The sequence below is a fragment of the Streptomyces bohaiensis genome (genome assembly GCF_012033785.1).
GTDB lineage: Bacteria > Actinomycetota > Actinomycetes > Streptomycetales > Streptomycetaceae > Streptomyces > Streptomyces bohaiensis.
Genome location: NZ_JAAVJC010000048.1, coordinates 1 through 24,883 on the forward strand (window position 1 = coordinate 1; position 24,883 = coordinate 24,883).

General features: G+C 74.0%; 25 protein-coding genes. 12 read left to right on the forward strand and 13 right to left on the reverse strand.

All coding sequences use genetic code 11. The annotated features are described in order from the left end of the window. The first annotated feature begins 422 nt into the window (after window positions 1–422). Window positions 423–1,727 carry an Nramp family divalent metal transporter gene (locus HCN52_RS08540; RefSeq protein WP_209314315.1) on the forward strand — a complete coding sequence of 435 codons (1,305 nt, stop codon included), beginning with the start codon at window positions 423–425 and terminating at the stop codon, window positions 1,725–1,727. Between the two features lie 27 nt (window positions 1,728–1,754). On the opposite strand, the gene HCN52_RS08545 is transcribed toward HCN52_RS08540, so the two are convergent. After that, window positions 1,755–2,648: a LysR family transcriptional regulator gene (locus HCN52_RS08545; RefSeq protein WP_168087774.1), complete on the reverse strand. Its 894-nt coding sequence runs from the start codon at window positions 2,646–2,648 to the stop codon at window positions 1,755–1,757. 93 nt (window positions 2,649–2,741) lie between these two features. Here HCN52_RS08545 and HCN52_RS08550 point away from each other — a divergent pair, with 93 nt between their 5' ends. From HCN52_RS08550 to HCN52_RS08565, 4 genes are all read left to right on the forward strand, one after another. Further along, on the forward strand, window positions 2,742–3,473 hold the full coding sequence (locus tag HCN52_RS08550; protein ID WP_168087775.1) for a succinate dehydrogenase cytochrome b subunit: 732 nt from the start codon (window positions 2,742–2,744) through the stop codon (window positions 3,471–3,473). Window positions 3,474–3,475: 2 nt separating this feature from the next. Continuing rightward, window positions 3,476–5,455: a fumarate reductase/succinate dehydrogenase flavoprotein subunit gene (locus HCN52_RS08555; RefSeq protein WP_168087776.1), complete on the forward strand. Its 1,980-nt coding sequence runs from the start codon at window positions 3,476–3,478 to the stop codon at window positions 5,453–5,455. Window positions 5,456–5,624: 169 nt separating this feature from the next. After that, window positions 5,625–6,374, forward strand: a complete 750-nt coding sequence (locus tag HCN52_RS08560) for a succinate dehydrogenase/fumarate reductase iron-sulfur subunit (RefSeq protein ID WP_168087797.1) — start codon at window positions 5,625–5,627, stop codon at window positions 6,372–6,374. Window positions 6,375–6,560: 186 nt separating this feature from the next. Beyond that, window positions 6,561–6,854 (forward strand): hypothetical protein, encoded by a 294-nt coding sequence (locus HCN52_RS08565; protein WP_168087777.1) that lies wholly within the window; start codon window positions 6,561–6,563, stop codon window positions 6,852–6,854. Window positions 6,855–6,921: 67 nt separating this feature from the next. Here the strand turns inward: HCN52_RS08565 and HCN52_RS08570 are convergent, their stop codons facing one another. The 5 genes from HCN52_RS08570 to HCN52_RS08590 all read right to left on the reverse strand — a co-directional run bounded on the left by HCN52_RS08570 (window position 6,922) and on the right by HCN52_RS08590 (window position 11,125). Further along, window positions 6,922–7,602 carry a hypothetical protein gene (locus HCN52_RS08570; RefSeq protein WP_168087778.1) on the reverse strand — a complete coding sequence of 227 codons (681 nt, stop codon included), beginning with the start codon at window positions 7,600–7,602 and terminating at the stop codon, window positions 6,922–6,924. A 248-nt stretch (window positions 7,603–7,850) separates the two neighbouring features. Then, window positions 7,851–8,573 carry an alpha/beta hydrolase gene (locus tag HCN52_RS08575; protein ID WP_168087779.1) on the reverse strand — a complete coding sequence of 241 codons (723 nt, stop codon included), beginning with the start codon at window positions 8,571–8,573 and terminating at the stop codon, window positions 7,851–7,853. A gap of 242 nt (window positions 8,574–8,815) precedes the next feature. After that, window positions 8,816–9,226, reverse strand: a complete 411-nt coding sequence (locus HCN52_RS08580; protein WP_168087780.1) for a hypothetical protein — start codon at window positions 9,224–9,226, stop codon at window positions 8,816–8,818. A gap of 187 nt (window positions 9,227–9,413) precedes the next feature. Next, window positions 9,414–10,229 (reverse strand): hypothetical protein, encoded by an 816-nt coding sequence (locus HCN52_RS08585; RefSeq protein ID WP_168087781.1) that lies wholly within the window; start codon window positions 10,227–10,229, stop codon window positions 9,414–9,416. 140 nt (window positions 10,230–10,369) lie between these two features. Then, on the reverse strand, window positions 10,370–11,125 hold the full coding sequence (locus HCN52_RS08590) for a hypothetical protein (RefSeq protein WP_168087782.1): 756 nt from the start codon (window positions 11,123–11,125) through the stop codon (window positions 10,370–10,372). 192 nt (window positions 11,126–11,317) lie between these two features. Between HCN52_RS08590 and HCN52_RS08595 the strand changes: the two genes are divergently transcribed. The 4 genes from HCN52_RS08595 (at window position 11,318) to HCN52_RS25295 (ending at window position 14,315) form a co-directional block, all read left to right on the forward strand. Next, a complete protein-coding gene (locus tag HCN52_RS08595) occupies window positions 11,318–12,937 on the forward strand; it encodes an N-acyl-D-amino-acid deacylase family protein (protein ID WP_168087783.1) in 1,620 nt (539 codons plus the stop codon). A 119-nt stretch (window positions 12,938–13,056) separates the two neighbouring features. Next, a complete protein-coding gene (locus tag HCN52_RS08600) occupies window positions 13,057–13,266 on the forward strand; it encodes a CsbD family protein (protein WP_168087784.1) in 210 nt (69 codons plus the stop codon). Window positions 13,267–13,446: 180 nt separating this feature from the next. Then, a complete protein-coding gene (locus HCN52_RS08605; RefSeq protein ID WP_168087785.1) occupies window positions 13,447–14,121 on the forward strand; it encodes a helix-turn-helix domain-containing protein in 675 nt (224 codons plus the stop codon). Continuing rightward, window positions 14,118–14,315, forward strand: a complete 198-nt coding sequence (locus HCN52_RS25295) for a DUF6126 family protein (RefSeq protein WP_209314320.1) — start codon at window positions 14,118–14,120, stop codon at window positions 14,313–14,315. Before HCN52_RS08605 ends, HCN52_RS25295 begins: the two co-directional genes overlap by 4 nt. Before the next feature lie 20 nt (window positions 14,316–14,335). Here the strand turns inward: HCN52_RS25295 and HCN52_RS08615 are convergent, their stop codons facing one another. Then, a complete protein-coding gene (locus HCN52_RS08615) occupies window positions 14,336–14,959 on the reverse strand; it encodes a DUF4241 domain-containing protein (protein WP_168087786.1) in 624 nt (207 codons plus the stop codon). Between the two features lie 314 nt (window positions 14,960–15,273). On the opposite strand from HCN52_RS08615, the gene HCN52_RS08620 reads away from it, so the two are divergent. After that, a complete protein-coding gene (locus HCN52_RS08620) occupies window positions 15,274–16,062 on the forward strand; it encodes a helix-turn-helix domain-containing protein (protein ID WP_168087787.1) in 789 nt (262 codons plus the stop codon). A 68-nt stretch (window positions 16,063–16,130) separates the two neighbouring features. On the opposite strand, the gene HCN52_RS08625 is transcribed toward HCN52_RS08620, so the two are convergent. From HCN52_RS08625 to HCN52_RS08640, 4 genes are read right to left on the reverse strand one after another with little or no spacing between them, the layout of a single operon-like run. After that, entirely contained in the window at window positions 16,131–17,003 is an 873-nt protein-coding gene (locus HCN52_RS08625) for a GntR family transcriptional regulator (RefSeq protein ID WP_209314316.1), read from the reverse strand. Window positions 17,004–17,045: 42 nt separating this feature from the next. After that, window positions 17,046–18,092: a 4-hydroxythreonine-4-phosphate dehydrogenase PdxA gene (gene pdxA, locus HCN52_RS08630; protein ID WP_168087789.1), complete on the reverse strand. Its 1,047-nt coding sequence runs from the start codon at window positions 18,090–18,092 to the stop codon at window positions 17,046–17,048. Continuing rightward, on the reverse strand, window positions 18,089–19,312 hold the full coding sequence (locus tag HCN52_RS26140) for a four-carbon acid sugar kinase family protein (RefSeq protein ID WP_168087790.1): 1,224 nt from the start codon (window positions 19,310–19,312) through the stop codon (window positions 18,089–18,091). The genes pdxA and HCN52_RS26140 overlap by 4 nt, the downstream gene beginning before the upstream one ends. After that, on the reverse strand, window positions 19,309–20,388 hold the full coding sequence (locus HCN52_RS08640; RefSeq protein WP_168087791.1) for a 2-keto-3-deoxygluconate permease: 1,080 nt from the start codon (window positions 20,386–20,388) through the stop codon (window positions 19,309–19,311). The genes HCN52_RS26140 and HCN52_RS08640 overlap by 4 nt, the downstream gene beginning before the upstream one ends. A gap of 273 nt (window positions 20,389–20,661) precedes the next feature. Between HCN52_RS08640 and HCN52_RS08645 the strand changes: the two genes are divergently transcribed. Continuing rightward, window positions 20,662–21,324: a hypothetical protein gene (locus tag HCN52_RS08645; protein WP_168087792.1), complete on the forward strand. Its 663-nt coding sequence runs from the start codon at window positions 20,662–20,664 to the stop codon at window positions 21,322–21,324. A gap of 135 nt (window positions 21,325–21,459) precedes the next feature. On the opposite strand, the gene glnA is transcribed toward HCN52_RS08645, so the two are convergent. After that, entirely contained in the window at window positions 21,460–22,875 is a 1,416-nt protein-coding gene (glnA, locus tag HCN52_RS08650) for a type I glutamate--ammonia ligase (RefSeq protein WP_168087793.1), read from the reverse strand. A 229-nt stretch (window positions 22,876–23,104) separates the two neighbouring features. Here glnA and HCN52_RS08655 point away from each other — a divergent pair, with 229 nt between their 5' ends. Beyond that, a complete protein-coding gene (locus HCN52_RS08655; protein WP_168087794.1) occupies window positions 23,105–23,569 on the forward strand; it encodes an RDD family protein in 465 nt (154 codons plus the stop codon). A 335-nt stretch (window positions 23,570–23,904) separates the two neighbouring features. Here the strand turns inward: HCN52_RS08655 and HCN52_RS08660 are convergent, their stop codons facing one another. After that, window positions 23,905–24,609 carry a DUF4191 domain-containing protein gene (locus HCN52_RS08660; protein WP_168087795.1) on the reverse strand — a complete coding sequence of 235 codons (705 nt, stop codon included), beginning with the start codon at window positions 24,607–24,609 and terminating at the stop codon, window positions 23,905–23,907. Window positions 24,610–24,883 lie beyond the last annotated feature (274 nt).

Sequence of the window (24,883 nt, forward strand, 5' to 3'; positions counted from 1 at the left end):
GGCCGGCCCTGCCGACCGCCCCGCCGACCGGAGCACCGGACGACCGCGACCGGACGGCCGGACCGTCGGCCCCGCCCCGCCCGCCCTTGTCGGCGCCGGGACCTCCGACCCTCCTGAGCGGCGGTGCCCGCCGGGCACAATGCCCGGGTGGGGCGCCACCCGCCACGTCCCACGGGCCGCCGCCCGTCGGACACCGACCCTTCGTTCACGGGCCGCGCGCCCGCATCCCCACGGCCACCGGTCGGCGGGACGCCCGCGCCCGTCTCCGCGGGGCGTCGCGACCAGGGACGTCGCGGCCCCGACGCGCCCCCACCGCCTTCCCGCCCCGAGCCGTGCGCCGGCCGAGCCGCCGACCCGGTGAGTGGACACCGCAGTCCCGTACCGTCACCCGAACCCGGCCGTGGAGAGCGAGGAACGATCCCGTGTCCGAGCGCACGTACCACCCAGACACCCCGACCACCCCCCAGAGCGCGTCACCCGACACCGAGGCGACCGCCGAGACACCGACCGAGGGCGCCCGCCGCGGCCCCCTCGGTGGGAAGCTGCGGCTGCTCGCCATGATCGGCCCGGCCTTCGTCGTCGGGTCCTGGCAGTTCGGCCCCGGCGCGCTGACCGCCGCGGTCCAGGCCGGCAGTGGCTACGGCTACGCCCTCATCTGGGTCATCGTCGCCTGCAACCTGCTGATGCTCGCCTTCGCCGACATGAGCATCCGCATCGGGATCGTCTCGGGGAACACCCTCATCTCGATCACCAAGGAGTACTGCGGCGTTCTCGTCGCCAGGCTCTCCGGCGTCGGCCTCTTCGTCATCACCCTCATGTTCTCCGTCGGTAACGCCGTGGGCTCCGGACTCGGGCTCTCGCTGCTGTTCGGCGGCTCGGTCATCTGGTGGTCGCTCGCCTGCACCGCGCTCGTCGCCTGCGTGCTGCTGGCGCGGCGGCTCTACCGCGCCATCGAGAAGGCGCTGCTGGCCATCGTCGCCACCATGGCCTTCTCCTTCGTCATCACCGCCTTCCTCAGCGGGCCGGAGTGGAGCGCCGCCGGGGGAGGGGTCATCCCCTCCCTGCCCGCCGGTGCGGGGCTGCTCATCGTGGCGATGGTCGGTACGAACTTCTCCATGAACGCGGCGTTCTTCGCCGGGTACGCGGGGCGTGAGCGGGGGCTGACGCGTGAGGCCTACCGCCGCACCACCCTCGTCGACACCATCCCCGGCATCGTCGCCCCCGGGCTCATGACGATCCTGGTCCTGATCACCGCGGCGACCGTGCTGGAGGGCGGTGGCGCCGACGCCAGCTTCGGCGACCTCGCCGGGGTCCTCGAACCGATCGCGGGCGAGGCCGGCCGGATCATCTTCGCCCTCGGGTTCTTCGGAGCGGCGTTCTCCTCGATGCTGGCCAACGCCACCGCGGGGGCGACCGTGCTGGCCGACACCTTCGACTGGGCCAAGGACGTGTCCTCCCTGCCGGTGCGGCTGGGCATCCTCGGCATCCTCGCCTTCGGCGCGACGGTCACCGTCATCGCCGGGTCGAGCCCCGTCCAGCTGATCATCGTCGCGCAGGCACTCACGGTGCTGATCAAGCCGTTGCTGGGTGTGGTCCTGGTCTACCTGGCCACCAACAGCCGGCTGATGGGGACGTTGCGGAACACGTGGTGGCAGAACGCACTCGGCGTGTGCGGGGTGCTGCTGGTGGTCGCCACCTCGATCCATCTGGCGATGAACCTCTACTGAGACACCTTCCGGCGGGCGCCGGCACCCTCACCGGGTGCCGGCGCCCGTCATGTCGTGCAGCATCCGCTGCAGTTCACGCGCGGCGCGCGGCGGCGAGACGTCGCCGCGGTGGGCCACCGTGACCGTGCGGTGCAGCCCCGGGGCGGCGAACGGAGTGACCCGCAGCCCGGAGCGGTCGGCGGCGGTACGCGGTACCACCGCCACCCCGAGGCCCGCGCCGACCATCGCCAGGACCGCGTCCATCTCGCCGCCCTCCACCGCAGGCTCCGGTTCGAAACCAGCCGCCCGGCAGGCGCCGAGGGTCAGTTCCCGCAGGTCGTAGCCGTGGCGGAACATGACCATCGGCAGGCTTCGCAGCTGCGCCACGTGCAGCTCCGCACCAGCCGCGGGCCCCGGCCCCTCGGGGGCGGAGACCACCACCAGGTCCTCCCGGAACAACTCCCGGGCGACCAGCGCGGGACCGCGCGACGCCAGCGGCGCGATCACCAGCGCCAGGTCCAGCGCCCCCACGCCCAGCTCGCGGACCAGGTCCTGCGAGCCGCCCTCGGTGATGTGCAGCTCAACTCCCGGGTAGCGGTCGTGGAAGGCCCGCAGCAGCTGCGGCACCAGCCCCACGCACAGGCTCGGTGTCGCGCCGAGCCGTACCCGGCCCCGGCGCAGCTGCGCGACCTCCTGCACCTCCCGCCGGGCGGTGTCCGCGTCGGCGAGGATCCTGCGGGCCAGCGGGAGCAGCGTCTGCCCCGCGTCGGTCAGCGTCACATGTCCCCGTGCCCGGTGGAACAGCTCGGTGCCCAGCTCCCGCTCCAACGCCTTGATCTGCTGCGACAGCGAGGGCTGGGCCACGTGTTCGCGTTCCGCCGCCCGGGTGAAATGCCGGGTGTCGGCAACGGCCGCGAAGTAGCGGAGCTGGTGGAGCTGCATGCCCGCCAGCGTAGCGCTTCATAGCCTGTGCCTATCGAGCGGAGCGTTTCTATGTCTTGGACGGATGCTGCGCCGGTCACTACCGTTCGCGACATGGCACTGGCGACCCGGCAGAAACCGCCCGCAGCGGCGGAGAGCAGCCCCTCCGTAGTGCGCCTGCTGTGGCGCTCGACCCTCGGCAAGAAGGCCGTGATGGCGGTGACCGGGCTGGTCATGCTCGCCTACCTGGTCGCGCACATGCTCGGCAACCTGAAGATCTTCTTCGGGCCCGACGACTTCAACGGCTACGCCCACTGGCTGCGGACCATCGGCGAACCCGCGCTCGGGTACGAGTGGCTCCTCTGGGTCGTCCGGGTGGTCCTGCTCGCCGCGGTCGTGCTGCACGGGGTCGCCGCCTACCAGCTCAGCCGCCGCGACATCGCCGCCCGCCCCGTCGGCTACGCCCACCGCGGCGGCAGCCGGCGCCGCGCCTCCTTCGCCACCCGCACGATGCGCTGGGGCGGCGTCATCCTGGCGCTGTTCATCGTCTGGCACATCCTCGACCTCACCACCCTGACGGTGAACCCCAACGCCGAGGCCGGCCACCCCTACGAGAACGTCGTCGCGTCGTTCTCCACCTGGTACGGCAACACCATCTACGTCGTCGCGATGCTCGCACTCGGACTCCACCTGCGCCACGGCTTCGACGCGGCGGCCCGCAGCCTCGGCGTGACCAGTGCCCGCGCCGCCCGCGGACTGCGGGTCACCGCCAACGCGCTCGCCCTCGTGCTGACCGTCGGCTTCCTGGCCGTGCCCTTCGCCGTCATGACGGGAGTCGTGAGCTGATCATGCAGGACACCACCACCGACCCCGCGGCCACCGGATACACGCTCGGGGAGCCCCTGGCCGACACCCGCGCCCCCGAGGGGCCGCTCGCGGAACGCTGGGAGCGCCGCAAGTTCACCGCCAAGCTCGTCAACCCCGCCAACCGCCGCGCCCGCACGGTGATCGTCGTCGGCACCGGCCTCGCCGGCGGTGCCGCCGGGGCGACCCTCGCCGAACAGGGCTACCACGTGGTTCAGTTCTGCTACCAGGACTCACCGCGCCGGGCCCACTCCATCGCCGCCCAGGGCGGCATCAACGCGGCCAAGAACTACCGCAACGACGGCGACTCGGTGCGCAGGCTCTTCCAGGACACCGTCAAGGGCGGCGACTTCCGCTCCCGGGAGTCCAACGTCCACCGGCTCGCCGAGGTCTCCACGCAGATCATCGACCAGTGCGTCGCCCAGGGTGTGCCGTTCGCCCGCGAGTACGGCGGTCTCCTCGACACGCGCTCGTTCGGCGGCGTCCAGGTCTCCCGCACCTTCTACGCACGCGGCCAGACCGGGCAGCAGCTGCTGCTCGGCGCCTACCAGGCACTGTCGCGGCAGATCGCCGCCGGTCGGGTCGAGATGCACGAACGGACCGAGATGCTCGACCTGCTGGTGGTCGACGGCCGCGCCCGGGGGATCGTGGCCCGGGACCTGGTGACCGGCAGCATCGACACCTATCTCGCGGACGCCGTCGTCCTCGCCACCGGCGGCTACGGCAACGTCTTCCACCTCTCCACCAACGCCAAGAACTCCAACGCCACCGCCATCTGGCGCGCCCACCGCCGCGGCGCGCTGTTCGCCAACCCCTGCTTCACCCAGATCCACCCCACCTGCATCCCGCGCGCCGGCGACCACCAGTCCAAGCTCACCCTGATGAGCGAGTCGCTGCGCAACGACGGCCGCATCTGGGTGCCGCTGGCCGCCGGCGACCACCGGCCGCCGCAGGAGATCCCCGAGGACGAGCGGGACTACTACCTGGAGCGCGCCTACCCGGCCTTCGGCAACCTGGTGCCCCGCGACATCGCCTCCCGCGCCGCGAAGAACGTCTGCGACGAAGGCAGGGGCGTGGGCCCCGGCGGGCAGGGCGTCTACCTCGACTTCACCGACGCCATCGAGCGGCTCGGCCGCACCGCGGTGGAGCAGAAGTACGGCAACCTCTTCGAGATGTACGAGCGCATCACCGACGAGAGCCCGTACGAGACGCCGATGCGGATCTATCCGGCGATCCACTACACGATGGGCGGGCTGTGGGTCGACTACGACCTCCAGACCACCGTCCCGGGACTGTTCGCCATCGGCGAGGCCAACTTCTCCGACCACGGCGCCAACCGGCTCGGCGCCTCCGCGCTGATGCAGGGGCTGGCCGACGGCTACTTCATCCTGCCCTCCACCCTCGGCGACTACCTCGCGACCCTCCCGCGCGACCTGACCCCGCGCAACGAACTCGGCCCGGACCACCCGGTGGTCCGCGAGGTCGTCGGCGAGGTCACCAACCGCCTCCACGCCCTGCTGGTCAACCCGGGCGACCGCAGCCCCGAGTCGTTCCAGAAGCAGTTGGGCGAAGTGCTGTGGGAGCACTGCGGCATGGCCCGCGACGCCGAGGGGCTGCGCCGCGCGCTCGCCGAGATCCCCCGGCTCCGCGAGGAGTTCTGGAGCCGCGTCCGGGTCCCCGGCAGTGGCGAGGCGCTCAACCAGTCACTGGAGAAGGCCCACCGGGTCTCCGACTACCTGGAGCTCGCCGAGCTGATGTGCCGGGACGCGCTGCACCGCGAGGAGTCCTGCGGCGGGCACTTCCGCACCGAGAGCCAGACCGAGGGCGGCGAGGCGGAGCGCGACGACGCGCGGTTCCAGTACGTCGCCGCCTGGGAGTTCACCGGCGAGGGCGAACCGCCGGTGCTCCACCGCGAGGAGCTGGAGTTCCAGGACGTGCTGCCGAGCCGCCGGAGCTACGCGTGAGGACGCGTCGCAGCCCGCACCACCGCTCGACGCCGGGCGGCCACCACCCGACCTACGAGGGACGGAAACCATCATGAACGCGCCGCAGACCGACACCGGAAGCACCGCCGCCGCGGCACCCGTCGGCGCGGCGGGCGAGGCCCCCGCGCCGGCCGCGGCCGACGGCGCCATGGCGCTGACCCTGCGGATCTGGCGGCAGGCCGGGCCCGAGGAGCCCGGCGCGATGACGACCTACCGGATCAGCGGCATCTCCCCGGACATGTCCTTCCTCGACATGCTGGACACCCTGAACGAGCAGCTCATCGCCGAGGGCGACGAGCCGGTCGCCTTCGACCACGACTGCCGCGAGGGCATCTGCGGCGCCTGCGGCGTCGTCATCAACGGCGACGCCCACGGGCCGCAGCCGACCACCACCTGCCAACTGCACATGCGGCACTTCGACGACGGCGACACCATCGACGTCGAGCCGTGGCGCGCGGCGGCGTTTCCCGTCATCCGGGACCTGGTGGTCGACCGCGGCTCGCTGGACCGGATCATCGGCTCCGGCGGCTACATCACGGCGCCGACCGGCAGCGCCCCGGAGGCCCACGCCACGGCGGTCCCCAAGGCGGCCGCCGACGACGCCTTCGCGCACGCCGAGTGCATCGGCTGCGGCGCGTGCGTCGCCGCCTGCCCCAACGGTGCCGCGATGCTGTTCACCGCGGCCAAGGTGGTGCACCTGAACGTGCTGCCGCAGGGCGCCCCCGAGCGGGAGAGCCGCGTGCTCGACATGGTCGACGCCATGGACGAGGAGGGGTTCGGCGGCTGCACCCAGGTGGGCGCCTGTGCGACGGCCTGCCCCAAGGGCATCCCGTTCCAGTCGATCGCCGACATGAACCGCGAGTACCTGCGCGCGGTCCGCAAGGGCGGCCGCGGCTGAGAGCGGGTGTGAGACGGCGTCGGCGGACGAGGGGGCACCCCCGGTAATCGAACGCCGGTCGCTCGCGGGGGTGCGCCGGGGCGCGTGAGGGGCGCTCGATCGCGGTTCCACCAGCGGTTCTGTCAGTGGCCGCCACTAGAATGGGGAGTGTTCGAAAGGGTTCGCGACGTCTCCAGGAGGACGCCGATGGCCGTTGTCGTACAGTCCGCTCCGACCGCCCCCCTCACCTCGACGCACCCCGCCGGCGCCGGGCCCGCGCCGCGCCGCCGCCCGCTGCCGCCGGGCCAGCCCCGCGCCTGGTACGAGTCCCACAACCGGCGGCTCAAGGCCCTCCGGCTGGCGACCGCCCTGCTCGCCGACGGGGTCTACCACCCCACGCAGGCGACCGACCGACGGATACGCGCCATGGCCCTGCGCATCGGGGTCAACGCACCCTCCGACACCACCTGCCGCCAGGTGCGCGTGCTGATGCTGCACTGACGCGGCGGGGGCGGCCGGGGCGGTGCGCCCCGACCGGCCCCAGCGGCCGGCGGCCGGTGCGGAGGCGTCAGTCGACGGCCCAGACCAGCTCGTCCGCCTCCAGCTCCCAGCGGACCTCGGTCACGTCGACGTCCTCGGGTATCAGGAAGGTCCGGCAGTCGGGGTAGGTGTCGCCCGGCTCGGTGGCGCCGCCGTTCATCGGGGCGCCGTCGCATCCTTCCGGCATCCCGAAGTCGTTGGAGCCGCGGATGTTGCCGCCGCGACTGCCGTCTTCGAGCGTCATCCGCAGATGCGTGGGCTCGGAGGGCAGGAACCAGGTCAGCTCGCCCTCCTGGTGGGTGTACGTCATGTGGACGTGCACCGGGCGCCTGCCCTCGGTGTCGACGTTGGCCAGCGCCTCGGAGTCGATGTCGGCAGCCTCTCCGACGTGCACCTTGTCGACGGAGAGCGTGAAGACGGCCTGCTCGTCGTCCGTGGCGACGCCCCAGGTCACGGGATGGCTCGTCTCGCCCACGGCGAACGTGGTGACGGTCGGCCCGTCCTCGTCCGCCTCCCCTCGGACGTCCGTGTCGTCCGTCCTCCCCTCGGTGTCCTCGCCGTCGTCCGTCTCCTCCTCGGCGTCGGCCCAGATCCCCGAGCGGTCGGTGCCGTCGGCGCCGCCGTCGGAGTCCCCACCGCAGGCGGTGAGGGCCAGCGAGAGTGCCGCGACGGGAACTGCTGCCGTGAGCCAGGTGGTGCTGCGAGCCATGGGGTGGTTCTCTCCTCGGTCGGGCGGATGCGGCGTCGGTCATGCGCCGCGTCGTCCGTGAAGGGAAACGCCTGGCGTCGGCGCAGCGGTTGCGCCGCGCCGTGTCCGTGACCGGGCTGCGACAAACCCGCAGGTGGAGTGCGGTTTTCGCCCTTCGGTGACCGAATTGCACCGGCAGTGCCCGGCGGTGCGCCGGTGCCGGTGGCGGTGTGGCAGCGCGGGCGGACCGCGCCCGGCGCCGCACCCGGTCAGCCGCCCGGCACCGCGATCGGTTCGTACCCGATGCGGTGCGGCCCCGGCGCCGGGCCGCCACCGGCCTCGGCCGCCAGCTCCGCCGCGATCTCCGCCGGCATCGCCGCCGGGTCCAGCAGCCCGGCGACCACGCGGACCGTCAGCGTGTGCCACAGCCCGGCGCGGCGCAGCATCGCGTGGTCGCTGCCGGGGATGCAGACCCCGCACGCCCGTCCGCCGGCCCGGCGGGTGCGCGCCACGCACAGCCAGGAACCGCGCGGGTCCGTCATACGGTCGCGGTCGCTGTGGAACATCACGACGCGCCGGTCGGCGAGCTGCTCCACCGGGTCCTCCGGCGGCATCCACGCGGCCAGGCCCACGACACCGCGCACTGCGTGGTGCCCGGCCGCCCACAGTGCCGCCCGGCCGCCCATGGAGTGCCCGACCAGCACCACGGGCAGGTCGCCGAACTCCGCGACCAGGCTGTCCAGCGCCGCCACGGCGTCGCGGGCGGCGTCCGCCCGGGGCGGGTTCCAGCCCCGGTGGCGGTAGCGCACTCCGGCGACGACCGTGTCCGGCAGTCCGCGCCGCAGCGCCCGGGCCAGCGGCCGCATCCGCTGCCCCGGCAGGTTCCAGAACGGCGGTGGCTCGGGGCCGGTCTCCCGGCCGCCGTGCAGCAGCAGTACGGCTCCGCGCGGCTGAGCCGGGCGGCGGTGGACCACCGGCGGGTGCGGTTCCACGGATCTCCCTCGTTCGTCCGGCCGGTCGCCCCGGTCGGGGCGCGGCGTTCGCGGCGGGCGTGCCCGGTGGAGGGGAAGACACGGGCACGCCCGCCCACCTCTGGTTCGGTGCCGCGCCGCACGCGGACGGGTCGCGCCGGCGAGGAGTTCACGCGGCGGGGCACCGGTCGTCCGCCGTCACCCGCCGGCTCGCCGTGCCGGGCCGCGACCGGTCAGGGGCGGCGGCCCGGCACGGCGGGTGGTCAGTGGCCGCCGCGGTGGCGACGCCGGGAGCAGCGCGACCCCGTGCCGCCGGGCGTGCGGAGCAGCCCGATCACGGAGAGCGCCCCCCAGCCGACGCTCACGGCCACCGCGGGCGCCCGCCGCCACGGCGGCAGGGTCGCTCCCAGCAGCAGCGCGTCGCCGAAGTCGGAGGCGATGCGCGCGGCGGTCGCGGTGGCGAGGGCCGGGCCGCTCGGTGCCAGCACCATCGCGGTCCCGATCGCGGCGTCCCGCAGACCGATCGGCCGCAGCGAGGTCGCCGTCTCCTTGGCGACCTCCCCGAAACCGTCGGTGAGTCCGGAGGGGCGGGCCAGGTACTCGGGTCGGGCGGCGACGGCCAGTCCGTACACGGCGGTGGCGGCGCCCACGGCCCTCAGAAATCGCGCGTCCATGCAGTCTCCTCGGCTCGGGTGGGTCGGTGCGGGGGCCCGACCGGCGTCCAGTATGCGGCGACTACCCAGCTCGGCGCCGGGCAAGATCGCCCGGTCGGGGCGGGTGAGCGAGGCGATGGGCCGTTCGGGGGCGCGGCCCGCGGACGGGCGGGCCGGGGCCGGGCGGTGCGTCGGCGGGGCCGGGCCGCTACAGCTCCAGCCGGAGGTAGCTGCGGTCGTCGTAGCTCTCGTTGCCGGGCGCGACGCCCTTGGTGCCGGCGAGACCGCCGATGCAGAGCGGGTCCTCGGCCAGCAGGATCTTGAGGTTGCGCTCCGACTCGGAGAGGGTGCCGAGCAGCTCCGGGTAGCCGTCGCTGCCGATGATCAGCTCGTGGACCCCGAGGGGCAGCGTGGTGACCCGGATCAGCCCGTCGGGGACGCGCCGACCGTCGAGCGTGCCGTACGCCAGCTCGCCCGCCTGCCGCGGGTCCGCGTTGGCGAACCGGACCTGTCGGGTCAGCAGCGGCATGATGGCGGCCCGCCCCGGGTCCTCGGCCGCCAGGTCGTCGGGGGAGGCGCCGCCGAGCAGCTCGGCCCGGAGCACCGCGGCGCGCATCTCCACGTTGACACGGTCGACCTTCTTCTGGCCCTGCGGCGCGGGCGCCCCGGGGAAGCTGAAACCGACATCGCCGATCTGCCAGATCTCCCGACGGGTGCGGGAGTAGAGGGTCATTGCGGCCGAGGGACGGTCCAGCTCCGGCAGGTCGTCCGGGAGCGCGGCTGCCACCGCCGCCGTCAGCCGGTCGACCGCCTCGCGTGCGGTGGCGCCCGGGGGCAGGTCGCGGGCGGCGTCCCGCAGGGTGAGCATCACGAACCGCCCGCCGGAGACCCCGGCGAACCGCCGTCCCGTCTTGTCGGTGGCACCGTCGACGACCCCGGCGAAGTCGGCGCCGAGGACGATTCCGTCCTCGCCGCCCTCGGGGCTGCCGTTCTTGGCCACGGTCGAACTCTCGACGACCCTCATGTGTTCCAGGGTCTCATCCGCAGCACGAATCGGACAGCCCCGGAACAACAGCGCGGATCACCGCGGCGCCGCCCGCCACCGCCCGGCGCGCCGCCCCACCGGCGCGACCGACGGGCGCACCGGTCGCCCGTCGCCCCGGCTCAGCTGCGCTGGGCCGGCACCGGCGCCGCCGCCAGCCGGGCGCGGCGCAGCTCCCGGGGGACCCCGACGTGCCCGTCGGCGGAGACCGGCGCCTCCACCAGCACCGCCACGTCCGGCGGTACGTCCCGCCCGCCGCCGCGCTCCGCCAGCCAGCGCGCCGCCGCCACCGTGCCGAAGGTGTGCGACCCGGCGACCACCACGATCCGCCGCCCGGGCGCGAACGGGCTCGGGGCGCGCACCACGTAGCCGAAGTCGCTGACGACCCGCTCGCCCAGGACCCGGCCCTCGAACCGCTCGTCGCCCCAGGCGATGACGTTGCCGTCCACCCGCAGCGGCAGCCCCGGCAGGGCCTGGAGCGCCCTGCCGGTGACCTCGTTGGTCTTGGGGCCGCCGAGCAGCAGCAGATCGGCCTCCAGGTCCCGGCCCGGCAGCCCCTCGGAGAGGCTGACCTGCTGGAGGTCCACGTCGCGGTAGGCGCGCACCAGCCTCGGGACCAGCAGCGACATGGCACGTACCTGGCCGACGCCGGTGGTCGGACGCGTGTACTGGCCGGTGTCCACCTCCGCGGAGCTGGAGACCACCATGATCAACCGGTCCGCCGTCCGCTCGAACCGCCAGGTGCGGCGGGCGGGCAGCCGCTTGACCAGCAGCCAGCGCGCCCAGCCCCCGACAGCGGTCAGACCGCCGCCGACCAGCAGTGACAGCGACTGGTCACGGACGGTCTCGGCGAGGAGTTCCAGGGTTCGGGCGAGCATCCGGTCACAGTACCGGCGCCGACCGACGCCGTCACCGGGATACCGGGCAGCAACTCCTGCCACTCGGAACAGAGTTGACGGACCCTCCGCGGCGGTGCCGACGGCCGCCGGGAGCGGGTACCGCCCCGGGGTGCCCCACCCGACACCCCGTACGTATTGAACCCCCCGGTCCCCGCGACGCAGAGTAGGAGGATGACCCCTGACCTGGTGCTGCGCGGCGGCACGCTCATCGACGGAACCGGCGCGGCCCCCCGCACGGCGGACCTCGCCGTGACCGACGGGCGGATCACCGCCGTCGGGCCCGACGTCCCCGGGACCGCCCGACGCGTCCTGGACATCTCCGGTGCGGTCGTCACCCCCGGCTTCATCGACCTCCACTCGCACGCCGACTTCACCGTCATGGGCGAACCCCGCGCCGAGACGCAACTCCTCCAGGGCGTCACGACGCTGGTGACCGGAAACTGCGGCTTCTCGCCGTTTCCCGTCGTCCCCGAGCACGCCGCGGAACTCCGCGCACTGTGCGGGTTCCTCGACGACGGCCTCACCTGGGAGTGGACCACCGCCGCGGGGTGGGCCGCCGCCGTCGAACGGCTGCCGCTCGGCGTCAACCTCGCGCCGCAGACCGGCCACGGCGCGCTGCGCGTCGCAGCCGTCGGCACCGACGACCGCGCGCCCACCGACGACGAACTGGCCACCATGCGACGGCTGATGGCGGAGACCGCCGCCGACGGTGTCGTCGGCTTCTCCACCGGGCTGATCTACCCGCCCGGGCGCTACGCCGCCACCGGGGAACTCGCCGCCCTCGCACGGATCGCCGCCGACCACGGACTGCTGCACAGCACCCACATGCGGGACGAGAGCGCCCACCTGGCGGCAGCCGTCGAGGAGGCCGTCTCCATCGCCCGGCAGACCGGGGTACGCCTCCAGATCTCCCACCTCAAGGCGGCCGGCGTGCCGTACTGGGGGACCGTGGGCGACGCCCTGCGACTGATCGACGCCGCCCGCGCCGACGGGGTGGACGTGGCCGCCGACCAGTACCCGTACACCGCCTCCTCCACCACCCTGACCACGGTGCTCCCCGGGTACGCCCTCGACGGCGGGGTCGCCGCGCTGCTGCGGCGCATCGCCGACCCCGAGCAACGCGCCCGGCTGGTCGCCGACCTGACGGCGGGGGAGGCGGACGGCTCGTTCAGCCCCGACCGGGTCACCATCGCGGAGTTCCCCGAGGGGACGCACCCGGACCACGCGCGACTCGTCGGACTGACGGTCACCGAGGCCGCCGCGGCGCTCGGCACGGCTCCCGCGGACACCGTGCTCGATCTGCTGGCCGCCCACGCCGGGCAGATCGCCTCGATCCACCACTGCATGGCCGAGGACGACGTCCACCGGGTGATGACGCACCCCGACGTCGCCGTGGCGAGCGACGGCTGGATCCTGCGCACCGAGGGGCGCGGCCGTCCGCATCCCCGCAGTTTCGGGACCTTCGCCCGGGTGCTGGGGCACTTCACCCGCGAGAAGGGGGTGCTGGCGCTGCCCGAGGCGGTCCGCAAGATGACCGGACTCCCCGCCTCGCGGCTCGGCTGGACCGACCGCGGCACGGTGCGGCCGGGCGCCGTCGCCGACCTCGCCGTGTTCGACCCGGACGCGGTGACCGACACCTCCACCTTCGCCGACCCCTGGCGGACGGCCACCGGTGTGGTGCACACCCTGGTCGGCGGGCGGCTCGCCGTCACCGACGGCCGGGCGACCGACGCGGGCGCCGGGCGGGTCCTGCTGCACGGCGGCACCGGCGGGGACGGCCCCACGAGCTGAGGCCGACAGCGGCCGTCGCCCGCGCGACACGCCGGGGCGACGCGGTTGACGAGCGGTCCGGCGGGTCCGGGTCTAGGCTCGGACCCGTACCGAACGCCACGAGACGCCAGGAGGCCGCCATGAGCAACGACGGAGCGACCGACCGCCTGAAGGGCAAGGCCAAGGAGGCGATCGGCAAGGTCACGGGCAACGATCGGCTGAAGTCCGAGGGCAAGGCCGACCAGGCCAAGGGCACCGCGAAGGAAGGTGTCGAGGACCTCAAGGACCGCGCCGCCGGTGTCAAGGACTCCCTGACCTCCGAGAACAGGGACGACGAGCGCCGCGACTGACCCGCGGCCCGGCTGCCGGACGGCAGGCCGATCGGCCACCCGAAGAAGAGGAAGGGCCCCGGTGACGGGGCCCTTCGTCATGTCCGACACTGGTGGAAGCGTGCCGCTCCGCCGCTCCCACGGTTTGCCTCTGAGGCAAGAGCTTTGCCTTCGAGGTAAAGCTCGTGGCGTAATGGAGCCATGGCACCCCTTCCTCCCGGGTCGCCCCCGCCGCCGGTGCGGCCGGGCGCGGACGTCCCGGCCATCGCCCCCCGCCTGAGGGAGCTCCGCCGCGCCGCCGGCCACACCCTGGAAGCCGCCGCGGCCCGCCTGGAGCTCTCCCCGGCGCACCTCTCGCGCCTGGAGACCGGGCTGCGCCAGCCGTCGCTGCCGCTGCTGCTGGCCCTCGCCCGCGCCTACGGCACCACCGTCTCCGAGCTGCTCGGCGAGACTCCGCCGGAGGAGGACCCGGTCGTCCGCGGCGACCGCCAGGAGGCCGTCGACGCCGGCGGCTGGCGCTACCGGCAGGCGGGCGGCAGCCACCGCGCCATGCAGGCGCTCCGGGTCCACGTCCCGCCCGGGTCCCAGTCCGACCTGGTGCGCGTCCACCCGGGCGAGGAGTGGCTGTACGTCCTCGAAGGGCGGCTCGCGCTGACCCTGGGGGAGTCCTCCCAGCTGCTGGAGCCGGGTGACTCCGCCCACTTCGACAGCATGACGCCGCACCGCATCGGCGCCGCGTCACCCGGCGGCACCGACCTGCTGTTCCTCCACACCTTGCTCCAGGCGCAGTCCGGCGCCCTCTGCCTCGGCGGTGGCGTGCCGGGCGGCGCCGACCCGGGCCCCGGCACCACCCCGACCGGAAGGCGGAAACCGTGACCAGCCAGTCCACCGACACCAGCGGCACCCCCGTGGAGCCCGCACCCCGCCGCGCCCCCGCCACGGTGGGCCACGGCGAGGAGCGGGAGAACGGCCGGTCGCCCCGCGGCCTGCTCATCCGGCTCTTCCTCTACCTCATCGGCGGACACGTCTTCGCCGGCTTCCTCTACCTGCTCTTCGCCGTCGGCAACTGACCGCGGGTGGCGCGGCGGCCTCACGGTTCGTCCTCGGGGAGCCGCTCCACCACCTCCCCGTCGGTCAGCACGAAGAAGTCGGTGAAGAAGCAGACCACGGCGCCGTCAGGGCCGCGTCCCAGCCAGGTGGGGTACTCCCCGTTGCCGTGGCCCGCCGCGAACCGGACCGGGGCGGGGAGCGCGCCGAGCGGCGGTCGCGGCACCGGCCCGCCTCCCTGCCGGAGCGCCGGGAGCCCGGAGGCGTCCACGAACCCGCCCGTACCGTGCCGCACGGTGTACGCGAAGAACTCGTCGTCCGCGAGCGAGGCAGGGTCCTGTCCCTCGCCCAGCGCCATCTCCCAGTCGGTGGCGGGCGCCTCCCGGACCACCACCCGCGCGCCCGCGACCAGGGTGAGCGCGGGCAGTCGACCGTGGGGCGGCAGGTCCGCCAGGTGCAGCACCACCGGGTAGTCGCCGGGCCGCACGCGCTCGGTGAACGCCGGGCCGACCACGCCGTACCCGAACTCCCCCGCGACGAGCCGCCCGGTCGGCAACGACAGCACCGCTGTGCGCTGCACCCGGACCCTCGCGAGCCGTCCGCTGTTCAGGACCAGGCGCGCCCCGACCGCGAAGGGGTGGGCGAGGTCGCAGGGTTCCTTGGGCATTCCGTTCCTCTGTTCCACTCTTCCTCGTCCGGCTCCGGGGTCTCCCCGCCCAGGACCAGGACGCACCCGCTCGCCGTGGGCCGGCCCCACGCGTCGCGACCAGCGCGGCACGGACCCGGGCTCGCCGGTGCCGGGGGTCGGCCCGGCAGCGAAACCCCGTGCGGGAACACGGCGGAAGTGCGCCATTCCCCGGGGCTTCGACCATCACAAACGTTGTCCCAGGGGCAAGGTCAACCGATCCCCTCGGCCACCCCGCGCGACACCCACCGGTCCACCATGGCGCAGGATGGGCGCATGACGAGAGCGGCGCGGCCATGGCGCTGACCTGGAGCACCCGGCGGCTCGCCGACCTTGCGGGCACGACCAGCAAGGCGATCCGCCACTACCACCGGCTCGGCCTGCTCGCCGAGCCCGCCCGCGCGTCCAACGGCTACAAGCGCTACGGCACCCCGCACCTCGTGCGTCTCCTGCAGATACGGCGCCTGCGCGACCTGGGGATGCCCCTCGCGCAGATCGCCGAAGCGGGCGGTCCGGGCGACGGCTTCGCCGAGGCGGTGCGGGCCCTGGACGCCGACCTCGCCGTCGCCATCGAGCGGCAGCAGGCCATTCGCGCCGAACTCGCCGAGCTGCTGCGCCACGAGGCGCCGGTCGACGTACCCGCGGGGTTCGAGGAGGTGGCCTCGTCGCTGACCGAGGCCGATCGCGCGGCGATCACGGTCTCCTCCCACCTGTTCCGCGAGACGGCCATCCGCGAGCTGCGCGAGATGACGGTGACCCACCGGCAGCTCGACGCCGAGTTCGACGCCCTTTCCGCCGACGCCGACGAGGCGACCGTGCGCGAGCTCGCCGCCCGCCTCGCCCCGGTCATCCGCGACCTCCGGGAGATCTACCCCGCTGCCGGCGACATCGGCTCGTTCGCTCTCGGGGACAAGGCGACCGCCATCGCCGTCATGAAGCAGACGGTCACCGACCACTACACCGCCGGCCAGATCGCCGTACTGCGGGAAGTCAACCGCATCCTGGCGGGCCATCAGGGACCGGACGAGCCCGGCGCGGGGCCTGCCGGCTCCGACACGGAAGGTCCGCGCGCCCAGGAGCGCTGACCGTCCGGAGGTCCGGGTGGGGCCGTGCCCCGCCCGGGCGGCCGTGCCGCGGTCGCCGGTGCGTGCCGTCAGCGCGGGCGGCGCAGCGCCCGCAGTTCGGCGAGCGTCTCCTCGGCGAGAGCGATCGCCCGGTCCAGCCGCTCGTCCGGGTCCCCGGGGGCGGCGTCGCCCGCCGGTCCGCGGGAGCTGGCGGGGCTGTCGGCGCCGCCGACCGCTTCGACCGGGACGCCGCGCGGTGCGCCGGGCCGCAGCGTGAGGTCGAAGGCGATGCGGTCCGAGCGGTGCCAGGTGGAGAACTCCTCGACCGGCCGGCCGTCCTGGTCGACGCTCGTTCCCTCCAGCAGCAGCAGGGGGGCGCCCGCCGCCACCCCCAGCACCGCGTGGAGCGGCGGTGCCGCCGCGACGGCGAGGATCGTCCGCCGGCCGTCGGCGACCCGGCGCCCGGTCACCTCCCCGACCAGCTGGTGGAGCGAGGTGTCGGTGAGCGCCGCACGGTCCAGTGCGCTGCCGATGGCGACCGGCAGATAGGTGCGGATGAAGGCGGCGGGCTCCCCGTCCACCCGCCGCAGCCGCTCCAGCACGGTCACCCGCTCGCCGAGCGAGGTGACGTGCTGCGGCGGCTCGGTCTGCTCCAGCCGCAGCACCTCGGTGGTCGTGCGCGCGCCGCGCTGCTGGAGCTGGGCCATGAGGCCGGAGGAGAGGGCCACGTTCCGGTGGAGCTCACCCCGCGGGGCGACGACGGTGCCCCGCCCCTTGGCCCGCCGCACCAGGCCCTCCGCCTCCAGCGTGGCGAGGGCCTGGCGCACGACGGACCGGGAGACGGAGAACTGCTCCTGGAGCGCGCTCTCCGAGGGCAGCAGGTCGCCGGGGCTCAGCTCCCGGTCGTGGATGCGTCCGCGCAGGTCCTCGGAGATCCGCGCGTGCAACGGCGTCCTGGCCACGTGTGCTCCTCGTCCCACCCGGACCGTGCGGCCCGGGGGCCGTCAGTCGGCGTCCGGCGTGTTCTCGGCGTCCTGCGCCGCGCGCCACACATGATCCCATCCGGGTGCGAGGTCGGCCGCCCGCTCGGCGGCGAGCACCAGACTCGCCTCCCGGGCCAGCCCCTTGCCGGCGATGTCGAACGCCGTGCCGTGGTCGACCGAGACCCGGACCACGGGCAGCCCGACGGTGATGTTGACCCCGTCGTCGCCGTAGACCGCCTTGAACGGCGCGTGGCCCTGGTCGTGGTAGCAGACCACCACCAGGTTCCACCGGCCCTTCACCGCCTGGGGGATGAGGGCGTCCGCCGGCAGCGGGCCGTGCACGTCGAGCCCGGCGGCGCGGGCCCGCTCGACGGCGGGGGCCAGTACGTCGGCGTCCTCGTGGCCGAAGATCCGGTTCTCGCCGGCGTGCGGGTTGAGCCCCGCCAGGCCGATCCGCTCGCCGGGGCGGCCCAGCGCCCGGGTGAACGCCCCGGCCAGTGTCAGCACGGCGTCGGTGCGTTCGGGGGTGACGCCGTCGATGGCCTCGCGCAGCGAGACATGGGTGGTGAGGTGGAAGAAGTAGAGGTCGCCGGCGGACAGCACCAGCGAGAAGTTCTTCACGGCGAACTCGTGGGCGAGCAGTTCGGTGTGGCCGGGGAAGCGGTGGCCAGCGGCGTGCATCGCCGCCTTGTTCAACGGGGCCGTCACGATGCCCTGGACCGCGCCCTGCTTGGCGAGTTCCACGGCGGTCACGACGTAGCGGTGCGCGCCGTCCCCCGCGTCGGGGTGGATCTCGCCGAACGGCACGTGCGCCAGGGACGGCCCCGCCTGCACCACCTCGATCAGCGCGGGGTCGTTGGTGGCCTCCCGGGGGTGGTTCAGCACCCGCACGGCCGACGGGTCCGCGCCGATGGTCTCGCAGCCGCGACGGAGGGAGTCGGCGTCGCCCACGACGACGGGGACGCAGCGCTCGCGCAGCGCGGGGTGGTGCAGCAGGGTGCGGGCGGTGATCTCCGGCCCGATTCCTGCCACGTCGCCGACAGTGAGGGCGAGTACGGGCCTGGTCATCGAGAAGTCTCCGTTCGGGTGGGGCCGCGCAGGGCGCGCAGCAGCTGGGTGAGGGTCGTCTCGTCGCCGAAGCCGCCGGCCTTGGTCACGACGGTCAGGCCGTCGCGGGGGCCGCCGGCGACCCGTCCGTCCGGCACCCCCTCCAGCAGGGTGCCGCGGACGGCGATGCCGTGGGCGCCCACGGCATCGAGGAAGGCCTCGGCGCCGTCGCCGCCGACCAGGACGACGGCGTCGAAGGGGCGGTCGGCGCCGGCCAGCAGCGTCGCGGCGTGGTCGGCGAGCGCCGCCGCCAGCGGCGCGGAGTGGCCGGGCCGGGCGCGCTCGTCGGGGGAGAGCAGCACCACCGGGCCGTCACCGGCGGCCGGCACGGGCGTCTCGCCCCGCAGCAGCGCGTCGGTCGTGGTGCGCAGCACGGTGAGGGTGCTGTCCGTGCGTTCGGCAGCGGCCACCTGGTCGCGCGCGACCAGGTGGTGGGAGGAGACGAGGACGAGTGGACGGCGTGCCGCGGGCGGTGCCGCGGGGGCGGGCGGTGTACCGCGGTCGGCACGCCAGAGCGCGGCGAGCGGTGCGGCCAGCCCCGCGGAGCCGGCGGGGATCGCGCGCGGACCGAGCAGCACGATCGCCTCGGCGAGCCGCGCCAGTTCGGCGTCGGTGCCGGCATCGGCGGCGACCACCGCGCCGTGCCGGCTCGCGGCCTCGATCGCCCGGGCCCACGCCGCGGCCGTCGGTGCGACGGGCACGGGTACCGCCCCCGGCACCAGCTCCGTCAGCAGGTCGCTGGTGACGGGGGTGACCGGGTCGCGTCCGGCGGGGGAGAGGGTCACGGACTCGCCGTGCACCAGCAGGCGGCCGTCGTGGACGGTACGGCCCATCGCCGGGTAGGCGGGAGCCAGCACGACCACGGCGTCGTCGGGCGCGGCGGCGAGGGCGCCGGCGATCTGGGCGGGGACGGAGCCCCGCAGGGTGGAGTCGGTCTTGAGATAGAGGTGGTCCCCCGGGGCCGGCTGCTCCGCCGCGACGGCGGCCCGGGTCGCGGCAGCGGCGTCCCGGTGGTCCAGGGCCCGGGAGTCGGTGGACACGGCTGTCGCGTGGCCCGCCGGGGGCGGTGCGGCCCGGCGGGCCCCGATCCGGAGGGTGGTGTGCCAGCCGGCGAGCGCGAACTGCACGCCGGTGTCGTTGGCGCCGGTGAGGTCGTCCGCGACGACGAGGACCCGCGTCACAGCCGGACGTCCGTGTCGTCGTCGCCCGCCCGCGACGCGGGGGGCTCCGCGGTGGCGCCGGTCTTCTCGTCGGTGATCTCCCGGCCCTCCTCGTCGACGACGGTGAGACCGCCCTGGCGCTTGAGGACCCACGACGCGATGAGCGGGGCGAGGATGGCGGTGATGAGGGCGGACGCGGCGATCTGGGCGGTCGCGGTCTCGACGTAGGGCGCGAACTGCGGGTCGGCGGCGCCGACGATGGCGGGGGTGGCGATGGCGTTGCCCGCGGTGGTGCCGGCGGCGAAGCCGATGCCGCTCTTGGCGCCGCGGCGCAGCACGTAGCGGTAGCCGAAGTAGACCAGCGCGCCGGTGAACGGGGCGACGATGGCGCCGACCAGCAGCCCGGAGGCGCCGCCGCGGACGACGTTGCCCAGGTCGATGCCGGTGCCCAGGGCGAAGGCGAAGAAGGGGATCACGATGCTCGGGGTGCTGCGCATGACGTCGCGCCACTTGGGGTCGAGGTTGCCGACCAGCATGCCCAGCACGAACGGGATGATCGCGGCGAGCAGCAGCGTGCCGGGGATGGCGGCGAGACCGGAGACACCGAGGAAGACCATGGAGAGGAACGGGCCGTCGTTCACCGCCGACGAGACGTAGGCACCGCGGTCCCGCTTGTCGCCGTACCGGCCGGTGAAGGCGAGCCACAGGCCGCCGTTGGAGTTGTCGACCGCGACCAGCAGGGCGAGGATCGACACCCCCGCGATGCCGTCGAGGCCGACGGCCAGGCCCAGCAGCACCACGGCCGTGGCGGGGATCAGCGACTTCGCGGTGAGGATCACCGCGGCGTGGGCCAGGACGGGGCCGCTGGTCCGCGCGGTGACGTGGGTGCCGGTGGCGAAGATCAGCAGCGCGATGAGGGCCAGCGCGCCCTCCTTGAACAGCGCCGTGGTGAAGCTGCCGATCTCCAGGGCCGGCATGGCGAACGTCCCGACGATGGAGCCGAGTACCAGCGGGATGAGCATGAGGCCGCCGGGGAGGCGGTTCATGAAGTCGAAGATCGGGACGATCGTTCTGTCGGTCGCGTCGTTGCGGGTCATGGGCTCTCCGTCATCGGGACAAGCACGAACGGACAGCGTGTCCGTACATGTTGTATGTACGGTGCGATGGGAACGGGTGCCGTGTCAACCCGTCGAAGGTCCCGGCGCGTGTCGGCCTGCCTGCGGCGCACCCCTCCCGGCCGGGGTCGCCCCCGGGCCTCGCATGAGCCGGCCGGGGTTGACCCTGCCCCCGGGGCACGGTCTCGAATGGGAGCGGGGCTGCCCGCGGGGGCCGGCCCGTCGCACCGCCGCCGCCGACACGGAGCCAGGGGAATGCGCAGCAGCCGAAGCAGAAGCAGGGCCCTCCGGCGGGTCGGGCCCGGGGACGGCCGCCCACTGCGTCGCTACCGGTGGTGGCAGCCGCTCTCGCGAGCCCTCTTTCACCTGCCGCTGATCGAGGACGACGGGCGGCGCGTCACCTACTCGGTCGACGTCCCGCACTGGCAGCGGCTGACGACCGACGACGGCGAGGGCGGGGCGCAGCTCTACCGCGACGGCAGGCGCCACGCCACCTCCCCGCTCCCTGCGGTCTTCCCGGTGCCGGGCGGAGTGGTCGAGGTGGTGCCGACCGCGTTCGGGCTCCGGCGCTGCCACCTGGTCGCCGACGACGGCAGCGAGCACGGCCTGATTCCCGACCCGCGCTCGGCGGAGGGGCGCCGTGCCCGGCTGGCACGTGAGCGGCCCGGGCTGAGCCGCCTCCTCGCCGTCGTCTCGGTGCTGTTGCTGGTGGTGCCGGCCGCGCTCGCGGTGCCGCAACTGCTCGACGTCCTCACCCAGCTGCCCCCGGTCGAGGAGCGCCTCGGCTCCTACCGGTCCCCGGTGGCGCTGTCGTGGTGGCTCAACGGCCTCCTCGGGGTGTGCGCGTCGGTGGCCAGTGCCGAGCGCGCCACCCGGCTGCGCTGGCACGTCCTGCTCGACGGCGCCGCGCACAGCTGAACCGATGCCCGGCGCCCGGGCCACCCGACCGGCCCGGGGCGGCCCCGGCCCCAGGGGTCGCGTCGGCCCGACAACGCGGAACCCCTCCGCCGCCCGGGACCGGGTGGCGGAGGGGTTCGCTGCACAGCGAGTGGATCACACGTCGAAGTACAGCTCGAACTCGTGGGGGTGCGGGCGGAGCTGCATCGGGGCGATCTCCTTCTCCCGCTTGTACTCGATCCAGGTCTCGATGAGGTCGGAGGTGAAGACGCCACCGGCCTGGAGGTACTCGTTGTCCTCCTCCAGCGCGGTCAGCACCTCGGGCAGCGAGGTCGGGACCTGCGCGATGCCCGCGTGCTCCTCCGGCGCCAGCTCGTAGAGGTCCTTGTCGACCGGCTCGGCGGGCTCGATCTTGTTCTTCACACCGTCGAGGCCGGCCAGCAGCAGGGCGGAGAAGGCCAGGTACGGGTTGGACGACGGGTCCGGCGCGCGGAACTCGACGCGCTTGGCCTTCGGGTTGGAGCCGGTGATCGGGATGCGCATCGCGGCGGAGCGGTTGCGCTGCGAGTACACCAGGTTCACCGGGGCCTCGAAGCCGGGCACCAGGCGGTGGAAGGAGTTCACCGTCGGGTTGGTGAAGGCCAGCAGCGACGGGGCGTGCTTGAGGATGCCGCCGATGTAGTAGCGGGCGGTGTCCGACAGGCCGGCGTAGCCCTGCTCGTCGTAGAAGAGCGGCTGGCCGCCGGCCCACAGCGACTGGTGGACGTGCATGCCCGAGCCGTTGTCGCCGAAGATCGGCTTCGGCATGAAGGTCGCGGTCTTGCCGTTGCGCCAGGCGACGTTCTTGACCAGGTACTTGAAGAGCATCAGGTCGTCGGCCGCGGCGAGCAGCGTGTTGAACTTGTAGTTGATCTCGGCCTGACCGGCGGTGCCGACCTCGTGGTGCTGGCGCTCGACCTCCAGGCCGGCCTTCACCATCTCCAGGGTCATCTCCGCGCGCAGGTCGGCGAAGTGGTCGACCGGGGGAGTGGGGAAGTACCCGCCCTTGTACCGGACCTTGTAGCCGCGGTTGCCGCCGTTCTCGATGGCCCCGGTGTTCCAGGCGCCGGCCTCGGAGTCGATGTAGTAGTAGCCGGCGTTCGCCTTGGTCTCGAACCGGACCTCGTCGAAGACGTAGAACTCGGCCTCGGGGCCGAAGTAGGCGGTGTCGGCGATGCCGGAGGAGGCGAGGTACGCCTCGGCCTTCTTCGCGATGTTCCGCGGGTCGCGGCTGTACGCCTCGCCCGTGATCGGGTCGTGGATGAAGAAGTTGATGTTGAGCGTCTTGTCCTTGCGGAACGGGTCGAGACGCGCGGTGGAGAGGTCCGGCAGAAGCGCCATGTCGGACTCGTGGATGGCCTGGAACCCGCGGATCGAGGAGCCGTCGAACATCAGCTGCTCGGCCGGGTCGAATGCCTCCGCCATGACCGTGACGTGCTGCATGGTGCCCGGCAGGTCGCAGAAGCGGACGTCGATGAACTTGACGTCGTTGTCCGAAATATACTTCTTGATCTCGTCGGCGTTCTGGAACATCCGGAGTCCTCCTTGCCCGCCGCGAGGACGGGGCGTTGCAGCTCGATGGGCAGCCCAGTGCGGTGACCTGCCGGGGTCGACCCTAGGAACAGGGCATTACTCAGGAATGACTCACCTGTTTCGCCGATGTTAACCGGACAACTTTCCGAAAGTGGTGGAGGCGGCACCGGGGGCGGGGCGGTTCCGGGCCGGTCGCCGCCGCCGGGCCGGGGGGCGCTACCGTGGTCGCGTGGACAAGCGCCAGGCAATGGGATCGTGGCTCTCCGGCCCGCGAGCGGCGGCCGAGGAGATGGGTGTCGAGTTCGGCTACCGGGGTGAACGCCTCGGCCTTCCGGCGGAGGGGCCCGGCTCCCTCGCCGGCCCCGGCAGGCGCATCGGTGCCCTCGCGCTCGACTGGGCGCTGTGCATGCTGATCGCATACGGTCTGCTGGCCGACGGCCAGGCCTCGCTCGGCAACTGGACCCTGCTGGTCTTCGCGGTGACCGCCGTCCTCACCGTCGGCACCGTCGGCTCCACACCCGGCAAGCGGCTGCTCGGCCTGCGCGTCCTGTCGGTCCACGGCGGCAGGCTGTCCTTCCCCCGCGCCGCGCTGCGCACCCTGCTCCTCGTGCTGGCCGTCCCCGCGCTGATCTGGGACCGCGACCAGCGCGGTCTCCACGACCGGCTCGCCGCGGCGGTGCAGGTCCGCATCTGACCGCCGGCGGCCCCCCCCGGGCCGCTCCGCGCACACCGGGCCGGTCCGGCCGGTGCCGCACCCGGCGCCGGGACCCGCGGCGGTGTGACGGCACGGGGTACGCGCCCCTGCGCCCGCACCTGGTCGCCGAAGCAGCCTGGCAGCGCTCCCGTGCGGTGTCCGCGTGCCCCTCGGTGTCGGGTCCTCCGTACCGGCAGGTTCGGCATCGGGGCGCCCCCGGCGCGCAACCCGTGGTCCCGGGCCGTCAGGGGCCGGGCGACAACGCCGAGGGGCCGGCGGCACCCGTAGGTCACCACCGGCCCCTCCGCCGCGTGTCGCGGCCGGACCGTTCGGTCTCAGCGGCCCTTGGGCATCTGCCCCTTCGGCATCCGCATGCCCTTCGGCATGGGGCCCTTCGGCACCGGCATGTTCTTCATCAGGTCGCCCATGGCCCGCAGCCGGTCGTTGATCTCGGTGATCCGGGCGCCGGGCAGCACGCGCGGCAGCTTCATCAGCTTGCTGCGGAGCTTGCCGAGCGGGACCTGGCCCTCCTCGCGGCCGACCATGATGTCGTGGACCGGCACGTCGGTCACCACGCGCGCCATCTTGCGCTTCTCCGCGGCGAGCAGCCCCTTCACCCGGTTGGGGTTGCCCTCCGCGACGAGGACGATGCCGCACTTGCCGACGGCGCGGTGCACCACGTCCTGGCTGCGGTTGATGGCGACGGCCGGGGTGATGACGAAGCCGCGCTTGATGTTCTCCAGGACGGCCGCGGCGGCGCCCGGCTGGCCCTCCATCTGCCCGTAGGCAGCGCGCTCGGCGCGGCGTCCGAAGATGATGGCTGTGGCGAGCAGCGCCACCAGGAAGCCGAGGATGCCCAGATAGACCGGGTGCCCGATCAGGAAGCCGATGGCGAGGACGACACCGAACGTCCCGAGGAACACACCGCCGATGACCCACCCGATCCAGCGGTCGGACCGCCGGGTCATCTTGTAGGTGAGGCCGATCTGCCGCAGTCTGCCCGGGTTCTCGGGGTCGGCTTTCTTCTTCTTCCTCGCCATGAGTCCTCTTCTTGGTCCAGAGATCCCGGTCCGCGGCCGCGCAGCGGGGGCGCGGGGGTGCCGGGGGTACGGGCGCGGTCGGCGCCGTGGGGCCGAACAGTCACTCGCAAGTTTACGTTGCCGACAGGCGGCGGACCCGTCCGGTGGGCAGCTGGTGCCGGATGGTGACCGGGGCGGAGCGGGGCAGCTGCGACTCCCGGGTGCGGCGCCACGGCTCGGCGACGACGGGGCGGGGTCGTGGAGCACGGACCGGGCGAGGCACGCCGGGTCCACC